The sequence below is a fragment of the Amycolatopsis sp. NPDC049252 genome (assembly GCF_043197175.1).
Classification (GTDB): Bacteria; Actinomycetota; Actinomycetes; order Mycobacteriales; family Pseudonocardiaceae; genus Amycolatopsis.
The window spans coordinates 392,753-409,072 of record NZ_JBICSQ010000002.1 but is presented as its reverse complement, the minus strand read 5'-3'; the positions used below and the strand labels follow the sequence as shown (position 1 = coordinate 409,072).

Here is a 16,320-nt window from a genome sequence, read left to right as displayed (position 1 = left end):
TTAGTCAGGATCAGCGAACGCCGCTAGCCCGTTCAGGTCAAGAATGGTTACTGTCCGGTATCTGTGCCCAATATAGTTCAGTTCCCGCAATTGGCGGACAGCCAATTGGGTCGAGTCGCGGCCGGCGCCGATGAGCTTGCCGAATTCCGCCTGCGAAAGCTCGATTCCCAGCCGGATCCCGCCCTCTCCCGGGGTGCCGTGGTGCGTGGCCAGCTCGACCAGCACCCGGGCGAGCCGCACAGCCGTGTCGTACCCGGCGAAGTCGAGGCGACGGCGGTTGGCCCAGTCGAGCCGGTCGGCGATCATGTGACACACCACCCGCCACGCTTCTTCCCTGCGCCGCAGGAAGAGCCGGAAGCTCTCGATCGGGATCCGGTGCACCGTCATCGCGCGGCACGTCGTCACCGTGGCCGACCGCGGCCCCTCGCGCAGCACGCCCATCTCGCCGACCAGGTCGCCGCTGATCCTGATGCCCAGCAGGCTCTCGGTGCCGTTGCGGGCGGCCACGGTCACCTTGACGCACGCCAGGCGGGGTTGCTTCCCGTGTCCGAGGACGAAAACGTGCGTACTGGGCTCACCCTGGTGCAGCAAAACCGTGCCGGCCCGGCACGGTTTCGGCGGTCCCAGCAGCAGCAGCTCATTGGTGAGCGCACCCGGCAGGCGCGACAGCACCGTGCCGTCCGGCCATTCCGTTTCGTTTCCGCCCGGCCCGTCGGCACCCACGCCGCACCCTCCTCCACGAGTTCCGGAACGGCCGCCCGATCCGGTTCCGTGCCACGAGCCCCCTCGCGCACCCCCGACAAATACCGGCAGCACGGGCCGTTGTCGATGCTCGAGAAAGCTCACTGCCCGCCGAAGCGGGCCGCACATCAGGAACCTGACGGATTTCGTGGGAACTCGCGGAGAAACGCCGGATTGCGGTGGGTCAGAGTTTGGTGCCGCAGTCCGAGCAGAACATCGCGCCGGCCTTGTTGGTCTCGCTGCCGCAGCCGCCGCAGCGGACCTTCAGCGCCAGGGCGGTGCCGCACGACTGGCAGAACTTGCCGCCTTCGGCCTTGAGGCCGCAGCCCGGGCAGGACACCTTCGCGCGGGTGTCGATGTCGAGGCCGGACGTCCAGTCCTTCTCGCGGGCCTTGTCCCAGATCTGGTCGCGCTGCGCCGAAGCCTGCGCGCGCGAGATCTCCTCGGCGACGCTCGGCGAGCAGCGCAGGCACTGGCCGATCTCCTCGTTCCAGCACTGGTCGTGGCACATCCAGTCGCCGCAGCCGCGGCACTGCCGGAAGCTCGGGGTGATCTCCTTGACCGCCGCCGCGAGCGCGCGGTCCTTGGCGGGCGAGTTCGTCGCGCGGTCGTAGCGCCACTGGTCGGCCGAGTTGCTCAGGTCCCGCAGCGTCCCGCCGAAGAACGAGCCGACGGTGCGAAGCACGCTTCGCCCGGTTTCCATGTTGTCGCGCTGGAACGCGGAACGGAAACCGTTCCCGCAGCGTTCACAGCGGAACTCGAACTGGTACCCCTGCGTGTTGGAGAGGTCCGAGAAGTTGTCCGTGAAGGGCACAGAGTCAGCCACAGCGCATCTTCCCCAGCCGGCCGCGCACCCGGCGACGGAAGATTTGCCGACAACGGCTCGGCTACCGGACGTCACGATCGCCGTGGGGCCAACAGAACGAGCGGCAGCAGCGCGAGGACACCACCGACAACCGCCACCAAACCGTACCCACCGCCCGAAAACAGCTGTCCCGACCCCAAACCGGCCAAAGCGGACGCAGACCAGACCACCGCGTCGACCACGCCCTGGACCCGGCTGCGCGTCTCCGGCGCGAGGTCGCGGCTCAGCTGCGCGCTGCCGCCGACGAACACCAGGTTCCAGCCGTAACCGAGCAGGAACAGCGCCACCGGCAGGCCGGTCGTGTGCGCGGTCGGGGCGGCCACCGCGGTCGCCGACGCCAGCGCCAGCACGCCGAGCCCCGCGTTGATCGTCACCCGCGGGCCCCAGCGGTCGGCGATCCGGCCGCTCAGCGGCGCCAGCGCGAACATGCCGACCAGGTGCGCGCTCAGCACCCAGCCGACGACGCCGAGGCCGTGCCCGTGGTCCTGCAGCTGCAACGGCGTCATCGTCATCACCGCGACCATCGTCAGCTGCGCGGCGACCATCGCCACCAACGGCTTCAGCACCGCGGGCGAACGCACCGGCCCGCCGGCGGCGAACACCGCCGGCCGGTCCGGGAGGCGTTCGGGGACGCCGCGCGGCAGGAACGCCGCCGCGAGCGCCGCGCCCGCCGTGGCGAACACCGCGACGGCGACCGGCCCCGACAGCGACGGCCAGCCGAACCGCGTCACGACGTTCGCCGCCGGCGCCATCAGCGCGGGCCCGGCGAGCGCGCCGACCGTGCCCGCCCAGACGACGGTCGAGAGCGCGCGGCCCCGGCGTACCTCGGGGTACAGGTCCGCGGCGACGTAGCGGGACAGCTGCGCACCGCCGTTGCCGACGCCGACCAGGAGGATCCCGAGCAGCAGCGGCACCAGCGACGTCGTCAGGGCGCCCGCGAAGGCGACCAGCGCGCCGGCCGCCGCGACGCCGTACCCGACACCCAGGACCCGACGCCGGCCGTGCGCCGGGAGCAGCAGGCCCGCGCCGAGCGCGCCGGCGGCCGTCCCGAGAACGCTCGCGACGCTCGGCAGGCCGCTCCACCCCGGTCCGCTGCCCGCGGCGACGATCAGCGTGGCCGCGGTGCTCAGCCCGACCGTGGCCGTGTTGAGCAGCGCGACGCCGGTGAAGAGCGCCGCCATCGACCGGGTCCGGCCCGCTGTCGTCAAAGTCCCCATGACCAGCAACTTTAGGGATTTCCGGGCGCCGGACGAAGGGGCGATCAACGGCAATTCGGTCGCTCCAGCCCCCGTTCGGAAGGAAGATGGGGCCCATGACCTTGCGTTCGGAAAAGCCGCTGGACGACGTCGACTGGCGGCTGCTGGAAGCCCTGCAGGCCGACGGGGGGTTGTCGTTCAAGGAACTGGGCCGGCGGATCAACCTGTCGGCGCCGGCGGTGGCCGAGCGGGTCCGTCGGCTCGAGGAGACCGGGGTGATCACGGGCTACCGCGCGGAGGTCGACGCGCGGCGCGCGGGCCAGCCGCTGCACGCGTTCGTCGAGATGCGCTGCGCGCTGAGCCGCTGCCTGCTCAAGACGTCGAAGTCCGAGGACTACCCCGAGGTGGTCGAGATCCACCGCCTCAGCGGCGACCACTGCACGATGCTCAAGGTGCGGGCGGCGTCCCTCGAGCACTTCGAGGGCCTGCTGGAACGCCTCGGCACGCACGGCGAACTGCGGTCGTCGGTGGTGCTGTCGACGCAGTACGAGGGCCGGCCGGTCCAGCCGCCGTCGGACGACTTCCTGCGCGCGACGACGTCGCAGGGCTGGGTTTCACCCTGAGCGGCGGCTGATCGCGAGCCGATTTCCTGCTAGACGTGCGGTATGCCGATTTCCACCCGGATACGCACCCTCGCCGTCACCCTCGCCGCCCTGACCGCCTTCGCCGTCCCCGCACCGGCCGAGGCGACCACCCCGACCCGCTCGTTCGTCGCGCTGTCCGACGTCGCGCCCTCGATCCTGCAGGACATCCGCTACGCCACCCGGCACAACTTCGTCGGCGCCCGCGTCGACGGGTACCTCGAGCCCACCTGCATCCTGACGCGGCAGGCCGCCGACGGCCTCCGCACGGTCCAGGCGCAGCTGCGGAAGCAGGGTTACACCCTCAAGGTCTACGACTGCTACCGGCCGCAGCGCGCCGTCGACCACTTCGTGCGGTGGGCGAAGGACCTCGCCGACGAGAAGATGAAGGCCGAGTTCTACCCGAACGTCGCCAAGGACCGGCTCTTCGAGGACGGCTACATCGCCGAGAAGTCCGGGCACAGCCGCGGCAGCACCATGGACCTCACGATCGTCCGGATCCCGCCGCGGCCCCAGCGGCCGTACTTCCCGGGAGAGCCGCTCCGGCCCTGTTTCAACCCGCAGAACCAGCGCTTCCCCGACAACATGGTCGACATGGGCACCGGCTACGACTGCTTCGACCCGCTCGCCCACACCGACAACCCGGCGATCACCGGTGTCGCGCGGCAGAACCGCGACCTGCTGCGGACCGCCATGATCGCCGCCGGCTTCCACAACCTGCCCGAGGAGTGGTGGCACTACACGCTCGACAACGAGCCGTTCCCGGACACCTACTTCGACTTCCCGGTGAGCCACCGCAGTCTCCGCTAGACGGAAAGCGCCCCCGGTCCACAGTGGACCGGGGGCGCCCTCTCGGTTCGATCAGGCCGAGTGACGGCGACGGCGGGCGCCGATCACCAGGCCACCGCCGAGCGCCAGCGCGGTCAGCGCCAGCGCGCCGAGCCCGAGCGCGTCGACACCGGTGCTGGCCAGTCCGCCACCGCTCTCACCACCACCGGAACCACCCGCGGCGCCGGTCGTCGTGGTCGGCGCCCCGGGTGCGCAGTCCGCCGGGTTGGCCGGCACGGACGGCAGCGGCGCGTCGCCCTCCACGACGTCGATCCCGACCTGGGAAACCTGGTCTCCCCAGACGTCGATCGCGGTCGGGTTCTCGTACCGGACCTTCCAGCCCGTCGGCGGAAGGAGGTACAGCCGGTACTCGGGTCCGGGCACCACGTCGTGGAATTCGAAGTGCCCCTTCGCGTCGGTGGTCTGCTCGCCGGTGACCGGGCAATGCTGGTCGGAGACCAGCACCACCTTGACCCCGGCCAGTCCCTCGCCGGCGCCGTGGGTGACGTCACCGGCGACCGCGGCCTTGGCGCCCGGCACCACGGCGCGGTCGTCGGCCTGCGCGTGGTTGTCGATGTCGACTTCGTAGTACCCGAAGTCGCAGGCCGCAGCGACGAAACCGCGGCTGTACGCGGCCTTCGGCACCGTCTCCGTGACGTCGAACGAACGGGTCTCGCCGGCGGCGAGCGTCACCCCGCGCGTCCGGACCAGGTCACCCCAGCCGGGCCCGGTGCCCTTCAGGATGTAGTCGTTCCCGACGCGGTTGCACTCGGCCACGATGCCGGTGAGCGGGGTCGAGCCGGAGTTGGACAGTGTCACGGTGACGTGCGCCAGGTCGCCTACCTTGTAGCTGTCCTGGGTGAACGCCATCGACGCCGTGAGCGCGCCGTTCAGCGGCGGTGCGCCGCGGACGAGCAGGTCCTTCGTGTCCGCTCCGATCCGGACGGTGTCCCATGGGAACAGCCAGCCGCCGACCACTTCGCCGCCGAGGTAGTAGTCCGCGGCCGGGACGTCGAAGGTGAACTTGCCGTCGGCACCGCTCGTCGCGGTGTACGTGCCGGTGCCGTTGACGTACCGCAGGGTGACCTCGATGCCGGCCAGCTCTTCGCCGCCGTCGAGGGCACCGTTGCCGTTCTTGTCGCCGAACACGGTGCCCGCCGCGTGCCCGGCCACCTTGGTCACCGGAACGCTGAAGGTGAACTGCGGACCGGCGCTGTTCCCGCTCCCGTCGAACACGATGCCGCGGACGACCGCGGTGTTCGCCTCGAGGTCCCGGACCTTCCCGGAGAGCGCCAGTTCGAACGTCTTCCCGGGCTCAAGCGTCACACCCGGCTGGTTCTGAAGCGGACCCCAGCCGTTCGGCACCGCCAGGTCGGTCGTGTCGATCATCATCTGGTAGACCGTGAGGCCGGTCGCGGTCGTCTCGCCGGTGTTCGTCAGCTTGACGGTGAACCGCACATCCTCGTCGGTGCCGTACTGGTCCTTGTCGAAGGCGATCGAGACGTCGACCTGTGCGCGCTCCGCGGCTGCCTTCGGCGCCGCGGGCTGCTCACCCTGAGCGGGTGCATCGGACCGCGGCGCGGTGGACGGCACAGCGGACTCCGGCGCGCTGGGCTCCGGCACCGTGGAACTGCTCGGTGCCTCCGATGTGGACGGCGCGACGGAAGTCGACGCCGGATCCGGCTCCTCGGCTCCCGCCGGTGCGGCGAACACACCGGTCAACGCCGACGCGGTGGCGAGTACAGCGACGTAGATCGCCGTTCTTCGCACAATAGAACTCACTCTGTTCACGAACAGTCACCCCTGATTACCCGATGAAACGCGCAAAGCCCCCGAACCGCGTGAACCGGGCCACTCTAGCGAGATTCGGAAAGGCGGAGGTGACATTTCGGAAACGGGAAAGGCCCCCGCCGGAAACCCGGCGAGGGCCTTTCCCGTTGAGCGGGACTCGGTCAGCGGAAGTCGCGGCCGAAGTCGTAGTCGTCCAGCGGCACCGCGGCACCGGTACCCGTACCGAACACGTCCGGGGTGTAGTAACCGTCGTCGTAGGACGGGATCGCGTACGCCGCGACCCGGGCCTCTTCCGTCGGCTGCACCTGGATGTTGCGGTACTTGTTGATGCCCGTACCGGCCGGGATCAGCTTACCGATGATCACGTTCTCCTTGAGGCCCACGAGCCGGTCCGAGCGGCCGTTGATGGCCGCGTCGGTCAGGACGCGCGTGGTCTCCTGGAACGACGCCGCCGACAGCCACGAGTCCGTGGTGAGCGACGCCTTCGTGATCCCCATCAGCACCGGACGACCCGAAGCCGGCTCGCCGCCTTCGGAAACCGTCGAACGGTTGCGTGCCTCGAACTTGGTCCGCTCGGGCAGCTCGCCCGGCAGGAAGTCCGTGCCACCCGAGTCGATGACCGTCACCCGGCGCAGCATCTGCCGGACGATGACCTCGATGTGCTTGTCGTGGATCGACACACCCTGGGCCCGGTACACCTTCTGGACCTCGTCGGTGAGGTGCATCTGCGCCTCACGCGGGCCCATCACGCGCAGGACCTCGTGCGGGTCCGGGGTGCCCTCGAGCAGCTGCTGCCCGACGTTGACGTGGTCACCGTCGCCCAGCGGGCCGTTCGGGGTGTTCGCGAGCCGCTGACGCTTGGACAGCTTGTCGAAGACGATCTCTTCGCCGCCGTCGTCCGGGATCAGCGTGATCTTCCAGAACCGCTCGCTCTCCTCGATGCGCACGCGGCCATCGACGTCGGCGATCGGCGCCTTGCCCTTCGGGACCCGGGCCTCGAACAGCTCCTGGACACGGGGCAGACCGGTCGTGATGTCGTCACCGGCGACACCACCCTGGTGGAACGTACGCATCGTCAGCTGCGTACCCGGCTCACCGATCGACTGGGCCGCGACGATACCCACGGCCTCGCCGACGTCGACGAGCTGACCGGTCGCCATCGAGCGGCCGTAGCAGGTCGCGCAGATGCCGACGGCCGACTCGCAGGTCAGCACCGAGCGGACCTTGACCTTCGAGATGCCGCTGGAGAGCAGCTTGTCGAGGGCCGGGTCGCCGATGTCGTCACCGGCGTTCAGCACGACGTTGCCCTTGGCGTCCACCGCGTCCGTCGCGAGGTTCCGCGCGTACACGGAGGTCTCGACGTGCTGGTCGCGCAGGACCTTGCCGTCGCCGATGTCCTCGCCGATCGGCATCATGATGCCGCGGGTCGTGCCGCAGTCGATCTCGCGGACGATGACGTCCTGCGAGACGTCCACCAGACGACGGGTCAGGTAACCCGAGTCGGCGGTACGCAGCGCCGTGTCCGCCAGGCCCTTGCGGGCACCGTGCGTCGCGATGAAGTACTCCGCCACCGACAGGCCTTCACGGAAGTTGGCCTTGATCGGACGCGGGATGTACTCACCCTTCGGGTTCGACACCAGGCCACGCATGCCGGCCAGCGACCGGACCTGCGTCATGTTGCCCGCCGCGCCCGACTTCACGATCATGGCGATCGGGTTGTCGTCCGGCAGCGCCGTCTCCATGATCTTGTGGACCTCTTCGGTGGCCTGCGTCCACACCTTGACGAGCTCGTTGTTGCGCTCGGTGTGCGACAGCTGACCACGCTGGTAGCGCTTCTCCACCTGGGAGGCCTTGCCCTCGTACTCGTCGAGGATGGCCTTCTTGCCCACCGGGGTGAGCACGTCCGAGATGGCGACGGTGACGCCCGACCGGGTCGCCCAGTAGAAACCGGCGTCCTTCAGCCGGTCCAGGGTCTGCGCGACCTGGGTCATCGAGTACCGCTCGGCGAGGTCGTTCACGATCGCGGCCTGACGCTTCTTCGGCATCGGCTCGTTGATGAACGGGTAGTCCGCCGGCAGCAGCTCGTTGAACAGCACGCGGCCCAGGGTCGTCTCGGCCAGCCAGGTCTTGCCCGGCTCCCAGCCCTTTTCCGCGAGCCGCGCCTCGTCGGCCTTCGCCGGCTGACGGTCGGACACGCGGATCTTGATCGGGGCGTGCAGGCCCAGCGCCTTGCGGTCGAAGGCCATGATGGCCTCGGCCGGCGAGGAGTACGCGCCGCCCGCGCCTTCGGCCTTCTCGTTGAGACGGGTCAGGTGGAACAGGCCCGTCACCATGTCCAGACGCGGCATGGCGAGCGGACGGCCCGACGCCGGCGAGAGGATGTTGTTCGCCGACAGCATCAGGATCCGGGCCTCGGCCTGCGCCTCGGCCGACAGCGGCAGGTGTACCGCCATCTGGTCACCGTCGAAGTCCGCGTTGAACGCCTCGCAGACCAGCGGGTGCAGCTGGATGGCCTTGCCCTCGACCAGCTGCGGCTCGAAGGCCTGGATGCCGAGGCGGTGCAGGGTCGGCGCGCGGTTCAGCATCACCGGGTGACCGGTGATGACCTCTTCGAGCACGTCCCACACCTGCGGCCGCGAGCGCTCCACCATCCGCTTGGCGGACTTGATGTTCTGCGCGTGGTTCAGGTCGACCAGCCGCTTCATGACGAACGGCTTGAACAGCTCGAGCGCCATGTCCTTCGGCAGGCCGCACTGGTGCAGCTTCAGCTGCGGGCCGACGATGATGACCGAACGGCCCGAGTAGTCGACACGCTTGCCGAGCAGGTTCTGGCGGAACCGGCCCTGCTTGCCCTTGAGGAGGTCGGACAGCGACTTCAGCGGCCGGTTGCCCGGGCCGGTGACCGGACGCCCGCGGCGGCCGTTGTCGAACAGCGCGTCGACGGCCTCCTGCAGCATCCGCTTCTCGTTGTTGACGATGATCTCGGGCGCGCCGAGGTCGATCAGCCGCTTGAGGCGGTTGTTGCGGTTGATCACGCGGCGGTACAGGTCGTTCAGGTCCGACGTCGCGAACCGGCCACCGTCGAGCTGCACCATCGGGCGCAGGTCCGGCGGGATGACCGGGACGGCGTCGAGCACCATGCCGCGCGGGTCGTTGCCGGTCGCCTGGAAGGCCGCGACGACCTTGAGCCGCTTCAGCGCGCGGAGCTTCTTCTGCCCCTTGCCGTTGCGGATGGTGTCGCGCAGGTTGTCGGCTTCGGCCGCGACGTCGAACTCGGCGGCCAGCTTCTGGATGGCCTCCGCGCCCATGCCGCCGGTGAAGTACTCGCCGTAGCGGTCGACGAGCTCGCGGTAGAGCAGCTCGTCGGCGATCAGCTGACGGGTGTCGAGCTTCGTGAAGGTCGTCCAGACCTCCTCGAGGCGGTCCAGCTCGCGACCGGCACGGTCACGCAGCTGGCGCATCTCGCGCTCGCCGCCCTCCTTGACCTTGCGGCGGACGTCGGACTTGGCGCCCTCCGCCTCCAGCTCGGCCAGGTCGGCTTCCAGCTTCTGCGCGCGGGTCTCGATGTCCGCGTCACGCTTGGTTTCGAGGTTCTTGCGCTCGACGCCGATCTCGTTCTCGAGGGTCGGCAGGTCGTTGTGGCGCAGCTCCGTGTTCACGCCCGTGATGACGTAAGCAGCGAAGTAGATGATCTTCTCGAGGTCCTTCGGCGCCAGGTCGAGCAGGTAGCCCAGGCGGGACGGAACACCCTTGAAGTACCAGATGTGGGTCACCGGCGCGGCCAGCTCGATGTGGCCCATCCGCTCACGGCGCACCTTGGCGCGGGTCACCTCGACGCCGCAGCGCTCACAGATGATGCCCTTGAAGCGGACGCGCTTGTACTTGCCGCAGTAGCACTCCCAGTCCCGGGTCGGACCGAAGATCTTCTCGCAGAAGAGGCCGTCCTTCTCGGGCTTGAGCGTCCGGTAGTTGATGGTCTCCGGCTTCTTGACCTCGCCGTACGACCACTGACGGATGTCGTCAGCCGTGGCGAGACCGATGCGGAGCTCATCGAAGAAGTTGACGTCCAGCACGTCTAGATCCCCTTGGGGTTGTTTCGGCTAGAGGGGGTTGGCGGGCGAGCGAGGGAGGACCTGCGGGAGGCCGGTCCTCCCTCGCTCAGCTCGCGATCAGTGCACGACGTCGTCCACCGAGGGCGACTCGTTGCGGGACAGGTTGATGCCGAGGTTCGCGGCAGCGCGCTCGAGGTCCTCGTCGTCGGAGTCGCGCATCTCGATGGCCGCACCGTCGCTGGAGAGCACCTCGACGTTCAGGCACAGCGACTGGAGCTCCTTGAGGAGCACCTTGAACGACTCCGGGATGCCCGGCTCGGGGATGTTCTCCCCCTTGACGATGGCCTCGTACACCTTGACGCGGCCGACCACGTCGTCCGACTTGATCGTCAGCAGCTCCTGCAGCGTGTAGGCAGCGCCGTACGCCTGCATCGCCCAGCACTCCATCTCACCGAAGCGCTGGCCACCGAACTGCGCCTTACCACCCAGCGGCTGCTGCGTGATCATCGAGTACGGGCCGGTGGAGCGAGCGTGGATCTTGTCGTCGACCAGGTGGTGGAGCTTCAGGATGTACATGTAGCCGACCGCGACGGGGTACGGGTACGGCTCGCCGGAGCGGCCGTCCAGCAGCGTCGCCTTGCCGTTCTCCTTGACCATGCGCTCGCCGTCGCGGTTGGGCTTGGTCGCCCCGAGCAGCCCGGTGAGCTCCTCTTCCTTCGCGCCGTCGAACACCGGGGTCGCGGTGTTCGTGCCGGGCGCGACGTCGTAGAGCTCCTGGGACAGGTTCTTCGCCCAGTCCGGTTCGCCTTCGATCGTCCAGCCCTGCGAGGCCAGCCAGCCCAGGTGCAGCTCGAGGATCTGGCCGATGTTCATCCGTCGCGGCACACCGTGGGTGTTCAGGATGATGTCGACGGGCGTGCCGTCCTCCATGAACGGCATGTCCTCGACCGGCAGGATCTTGCCGATGACGCCCTTGTTCCCGTGCCGGCCGGCGAGCTTGTCGCCCGGCTGGATCTTGCGCTTCTGGGCCACGTAGACGCGGACCAGCTCGTTGACGCCCGGGGGCAGCTCGTCGTCGTCCTCGCGCGAGAACACGCGGATGCCGATGACCTTGCCGGTCTCGCCGTGCGGCACCTTCAGCGAGGTGTCGCGGACTTCGCGGGCCTTCTCCCCGAAGATCGCGCGGAGCAGGCGCTCTTCCGGCGTCAGCTCGGTCTCGCCCTTGGGCGTGACCTTGCCGACGAGGATGTCGCCGTCGCGGACCTCGGCACCGATCCGGATGATGCCGCGCTCGTCGAGGTCGGCCAGGACCTCCTCGGAGACGTTCGGGATGTCCCGGGTGATCTCCTCAGCGCCCAGCTTCGTGTCGCGGGCGTCGATCTCGTGCTCCTCGATGTGGATCGACGTGAGCACGTCGTCCTGCACCAGGCGCTCCGAGAGGATGATCGCGTCCTCGTAGTTGTGGCCCTCCCACGGCATGACCGCGACGAGCAGGTTCTTGCCGAGCGCCATCTCACCGTTCTCGGTGGACGGGCCGTCGGCGATGACCTGACCCTGCTCGACCCGGTCGCCCTCGTTGACGATCGGGCGGTGGTTGAAGCAGGTGCCGTGGTTCGAGCGGCGGAACTTGTACAGTCCGTAGCTCTTCCGCGTGCCGTCGTCGTGCATGATCGTGATCAGGTCCGCCGAGAGCTCCTCGACGACACCGGACTGCTCGGCGACGAGCACGTCACCGGCGTCGACCGCGGCGCGCAGCTCCACCCCGGTGCCGACGTACGGCGCCTGGTTGCGGAGCAGCGGCACGGCCTGGCGCTGCATGTTCGCACCCATCAGGGCGCGGTTCGCGTCGTCGTGCTCGAGGAACGGGATCATCGCCGTCGCGACCGAGACCATCTGCCGCGGCGAGACGTCCATGTAGTCGATGTCGAGCGGATCGATCAGCTCGACCTCGCCACCCTTGCGGCGGGCCATGACCCGGTCTTCGACGAAGGTACCGTCGTCCGAGATCGGCGCGTTGGCCTGGGCCTTGACGTACCGGTCCTCTTCGTCCGCGGTCAGGTAGTCGACCTGGTCGGTGACCCGGCCCTCGACGACCTTGCGGTACGGCGTCTCGATGAAGCCGAACGGGTTGACCCGCGCGTAGGAGCAGAGCGAGCCGATCAGGCCGATGTTCGGGCCTTCCGGCGTCTCGATCGGGCACATCCGGCCGTAGTGCGACGGGTGGACGTCCCGGACCTCCATGCCGGCGCGCTCACGGGACAGACCACCCGGGCCGAGAGCGGACAGACGACGCTTGTGCGTCAGGCCCGACAGCGGGTTGTTCTGGTCCATGAACTGCGACAGCTGCGAGGTGCCGAAGAACTCCTTGATCGCCGCGCCGATCGGGCGGATGTTGATCAGGGTCTGCGGGGTGATCGCCTCGACGTCCTGCGTGGTCATGCGCTCACGCACGACTCGCTCGGTGCGCGACAGGCCGACCCGGATCTGGTTCTGGATCAGCTCGCCGACGGTGCGCAGGCGGCGGTTGCCGAAGTGGTCGATGTCGTCCGTCTCGACCGGCACCTCGAGGTCGCCCTCGTTCATCTTGTCCTCGCCGGCGTGCAGCCGGACCAGGTACTCGATGGTGGTGACGATGTCCTCTTCGGTCAGCGTCCCGGTGTCGTACGGCGTGGTCAGGCCCAGCTTCTTGTTGACCTTGTACCGGCCGACCTTCGCCAGGTCGTAGCGCTTCGCCTTGAAGAACAGGTTCTCCAGCAGGGTCTGCGCGCTCTCCTTCGTGGGCGGCTCGCCCGGGCGCAGCTTGCGGTAGATGTCGAGCAGGGCCTCGTCGGTGCCGGCGGTGTGGTCCTTCTCGAGGGTCGCCAGCAGCGTCTCCGAGAAGGAGAAGCGCTCGCGGATCGCCTCGGTGGTCCAGCCCAGCGCCTTCAGCAGCACGGTGACCGGCTGGCGGCGCTTGCGGTCGATCCGGACGCCGACGGTGTCGCGCTTGTCGACGTCGAACTCGAGCCACGCGCCGCGGCTCGGGATCACACGGACGCTGAAGACGTCCTTGTCGGTCGTCTTGTCGACGTCCTTCGAGTAGTAGACACCCGGCGAGCGGACCAGCTGGGACACGACGACACGCTCGGTGCCGTTGATGATGAACGTGCCCTTGTCGGTCATGACCGGGAAGTCGCCCAGGAAGACCGTCTGGCTCTTGATCTCGCCCGTGTTGTTGTTGACGAACTCCGCCGTGACGAACAGCGGGGCCGCGTACGTCATGTCCTTGTCCTTGCACTCCTCGATCGAGGCCTTGACCTCGTCGAAGCGCGGAGCGGAGAAGGACAGGGACATCGATCCGGAGAAGTCCTCGATCGGGGAGATCTCGTTGAGGACCTCTTCGAGGCCGCCGACCGGGTTTTCTTCACCTTCTTCGACACGGCGTTCGAACCACGCTTCGTCCCCGGTGAACCACTGGAACGACTGGATCTGGACGTCGAGCAGGTTGGGGGTGTTGAGCGGTTCGCGAATCTTTGCGAAGGAAACCCGCTTGGGCGCGCCGGGGATTCCCGTGGACTCCGAGCGAGATTCAGCCGAGGTGGTCGCAGCAGTGGCCTGGTTCGCGGGAGAGACTGCCAAGATGCGTCCTTCCGGGGACAATGAGCGGTGACGGCCGCCATAGCAACAGCTATCAGCGACTGTCAAGGGTGCCGTGTGCCCACTATCCTAACTACCGGCTCCGGGCAGCCTGAAAGAGGGCAGCGCAAAGAAGCAGTCTAGCCCGAACGGCGCGGTCTGTCCAGGGGGCGCTCCCGATGGGGCCCAGCCTGCTTCGCGACGTCTTCAGGTATGCCTCCAGGCGAGCCGGTGGTCCCTCCCGCAAGGGCTCCCGGTTTCGCCGTTCGGGAGTAAGCGTGAACCCACCGGGCGCGAGAGTCAAGATGCCACACGGGGGTCCCGCCGGTTGGCGCAGCGTGGAAGTAGGTCTGCGGAGCGTGAGCGGCCGAATATCCTCCCAGTTACCGGCCAGTAGCGCCACCACTGCGTCTGGACCTGCGGATTTACCCGGTTCTTCGGACGTGCGGCCTGTGCTCCAGGCCACTTCGGACGGCCTCGGGTTCCTCCGTTGGCGGCGTGTCGCGGGGAGTTCGGTAACCGCTCCGGGGCCGGCGCGGGTGATGTCACACCCGCACCAGGCGCCCCGTCCGTCCCGGGGCTGCTGAGGGCTCACTGGTCCGGTTCGACGCCCTCGGTCCGGCGGAGGCGCTACGGCGCCCTCAGGGGCCGCGGCGCGGACGAAGGGCGGCTCGTGGTCGCTTCGGAACACCGCGCGGGTGCCCCCGGGAGCACGCCGGGCCGCTCGATGCCGACCGGATCGTGACCCGGAGCGGCTCGCCGGTCCGGTCGGACGCCCACGGCGGCACCGCGGGCCCGGGCGCCTCGGGCCGATTCGGGGAGCCCCGTCCACCGCTCGCACGCCTCGGCGCGGGCCCCTCGGACCGATCCGGCGAGCCGCCCACGGGGTCGCACGCCGGGCGCAGGCCCTTCAGAACGCCGCGACGAGCCGTCCGCGGCTCGCACTGGGGCGAAGCCTCCTCAAGCCGGTTCGGCGAGCCACCCGCGGCTCGCCTGCCGGGCGAAGGCCCCTCAGGCCGATCCGGCGAGCCGTCTGCGGGCTCGCCGGCCGGGCGAAGGCCCCTCAGGTCGATCCGGCGAGCCGCCTTCGGCTCGCATGCCGGGCGAAGGCACCTCAGGCCGGGCCAGCCACACCCAGCTCACACGCCGGGTGTGGGCACGCCCGGGCCCGGATCGACCCGCCACCCGCAGCTCATACGCCAGGCGAAGGCCCCCTCAGTCCCATCTGGCCAGCCGCCTTCGGCTCGCATGCCGGACGAAGGCCCCTCAGGTCGATCTGGCCAGCCACGCGCAGCTCACACGCCGGGCGTGGGCGCTCCCGGGCCGAACCGACCAGCCGCCTGCGGCTCGCAAGCCGGACGAAAGCCCCCTAAGGCCGATCCGGCGAACCATCCGCAGCTCACACGCCAGACGAGGGCCCCTCACACCGATCCGGTGAGCCGCCTGCGGCTCGCCAGCCGGGCGAAGGCCCCTCAGACCGATCCGGCAAGCCGCCTGCGGCTCGCCAGCCGGGCGAAAGCCTCCTCAGGCCGATCCAGCGAACCATCCGCAGCTCACACGCCAGGCGAAGGCCCCTCAGGTCGATCTGGCCAGCCACCCGCAGCTCGCAGTCACTCCGAACCGCCGCCGGGGCGTGGCCGCGCCCAAGGAACGCGGGCTCGGGCGGGTGCTCCGCTCGAGCCCCTCAAGCCAGACCCAAGCGCCCCTCAGGCCGGTCCAGCCACCCAAACCGGCAGCGGCTCACAAGCCGCTCGCCACTCCTCCGGGACCTCGGACCCGTCCGCGGCGAGGACGCCGCCCACGATGGCGCCCACCGTGTCCACGTCTTCGGCGAACCTGGCCACCGTCCACAGGGCCTCGGTGAAGCTGTCCGCGAAGCGGGCAGCGATCCACAGGGCCAGCGGGACCGTGTCGTGTGCGGCCATCTCGCGGCCCGTCCCGAGCTTGGCCGCGACGTCACGCGCGTCCGAGAACTTCAAGGACCAGGTGATGCCGTCGCGGACGCGGCCGGGCGGGACGAGCGGGATCACGCCGTCCAGCAGGTCCGCCCCGGCGAGCCCGGGGGACGCGGCCCGCAGCGCGGCCGCCGCCGCGACGGCCACCGTGCCCGCGATGCCTTCGAGGTGCGAGTGCGTGACCACGGCGGACAGCTCCGCCTGGCGCAGCGCCTGCGGCAGGTCGTCGCCGAACCACGCGCCCAGCGGGGCGACGCGCATCGCGCCGCCGTTGCCCCAGGAGCCGTGGCCGTCCTTCTCGCTGACCTCCTGCCACGGCCGCCCGTTCCGGATCTGGTTCAGGCGCCACTCCGCGCCCGGGCCGTAACCGCGGGCGGAGTCGAGGCGGGTGGCGAACTCGCCGGCGAGCGCGTCCTGGTCGACGTGGCCGTGCTGCTGCAGGACGGCCACGATCGAACACGCCATCTCGGTGTCGTCGGTCCAGTTCCACGGCGCGGCCGGCAGCTGTCTGCCGAGGACGTCCGGGTGCTCGCCGGGCTCGAGGATCTGCGCGCCGAAGGCGTCACCGACGGCGAGGCCGACGAGACTGGCGTACGCCTGTTCTAATCCCATCGGCCCACCGTAGCGGCGGGGCCA

The 16,320-nt window shown here is 69.5% G+C and carries 10 protein-coding genes; 3 read left to right on the top strand and 7 right to left on the bottom strand.

All coding sequences use genetic code 11. The annotated features are described in order from the left end of the window. The 3 genes from ACGFMK_RS04865 to ACGFMK_RS04855 form a co-directional block, all read right to left on the bottom strand. The gene (locus ACGFMK_RS04865) at positions 1–723 is read right to left on the bottom strand and encodes a Crp/Fnr family transcriptional regulator (protein WP_392758462.1); all 723 of its coding nucleotides are present in this window, start codon (positions 721–723) and stop codon (positions 1–3) included. 202 nt (positions 724–925) lie between these two features. Continuing rightward, positions 926–1,567: a zinc ribbon domain-containing protein gene (locus tag ACGFMK_RS04860; protein WP_392758460.1), complete on the bottom strand. Its 642-nt coding sequence runs from the start codon at positions 1,565–1,567 to the stop codon at positions 926–928. A gap of 71 nt (positions 1,568–1,638) precedes the next feature. Then, on the bottom strand, positions 1,639–2,823 hold the full coding sequence (locus tag ACGFMK_RS04855; protein WP_392758458.1) for an MFS transporter: 1,185 nt from the start codon (positions 2,821–2,823) through the stop codon (positions 1,639–1,641). Between the two features lie 95 nt (positions 2,824–2,918). Here ACGFMK_RS04855 and ACGFMK_RS04850 point away from each other — a divergent pair, with 95 nt between their 5' ends. Next, positions 2,919–3,425, top strand: coding sequence for an Lrp/AsnC family transcriptional regulator (locus ACGFMK_RS04850; RefSeq protein WP_392758456.1), 507 nt, complete (start codon positions 2,919–2,921; stop codon positions 3,423–3,425). A gap of 42 nt (positions 3,426–3,467) precedes the next feature. Further along, on the top strand, positions 3,468–4,253 hold the full coding sequence (locus tag ACGFMK_RS04845) for a M15 family metallopeptidase (RefSeq protein WP_392758454.1): 786 nt from the start codon (positions 3,468–3,470) through the stop codon (positions 4,251–4,253). Positions 4,254–4,304: 51 nt separating this feature from the next. Here ACGFMK_RS04845 and ACGFMK_RS04840 read toward each other — a convergent pair whose 3' ends face one another. Then, positions 4,305–5,864 (bottom strand): hypothetical protein, encoded by a 1,560-nt coding sequence (locus tag ACGFMK_RS04840; RefSeq protein WP_392758452.1) that lies wholly within the window; start codon positions 5,862–5,864, stop codon positions 4,305–4,307. Between ACGFMK_RS04840 and ACGFMK_RS04835 the strand changes: the two genes are divergently transcribed. Then, complete coding sequence (locus ACGFMK_RS04835) at positions 5,854–6,024, top strand: hypothetical protein (RefSeq protein WP_392758450.1); 171 nt, start codon at positions 5,854–5,856, stop codon at positions 6,022–6,024. The two genes, ACGFMK_RS04840 and ACGFMK_RS04835, sit on opposite strands and share 11 nt — an antisense overlap. Positions 6,025–6,223: 199 nt before the next feature. Here ACGFMK_RS04835 and ACGFMK_RS04830 read toward each other — a convergent pair whose 3' ends face one another. From ACGFMK_RS04830 to ACGFMK_RS04820, 3 genes are all read right to left on the bottom strand, one after another. Further along, positions 6,224–10,135, bottom strand: a complete 3,912-nt coding sequence (locus tag ACGFMK_RS04830) for a DNA-directed RNA polymerase subunit beta' (protein WP_323329502.1) — start codon at positions 10,133–10,135, stop codon at positions 6,224–6,226. A gap of 96 nt (positions 10,136–10,231) precedes the next feature. Continuing rightward, positions 10,232–13,732, bottom strand: coding sequence for a DNA-directed RNA polymerase subunit beta (locus ACGFMK_RS04825; protein WP_392758448.1), 3,501 nt, complete (start codon positions 13,730–13,732; stop codon positions 10,232–10,234). A gap of 1,703 nt (positions 13,733–15,435) precedes the next feature. Then, on the bottom strand, positions 15,436–16,296 hold the full coding sequence (locus ACGFMK_RS04820; RefSeq protein ID WP_392758446.1) for an ADP-ribosylglycohydrolase family protein: 861 nt from the start codon (positions 16,294–16,296) through the stop codon (positions 15,436–15,438). Between the last annotated feature and the right edge of the window lie 24 nt (positions 16,297–16,320).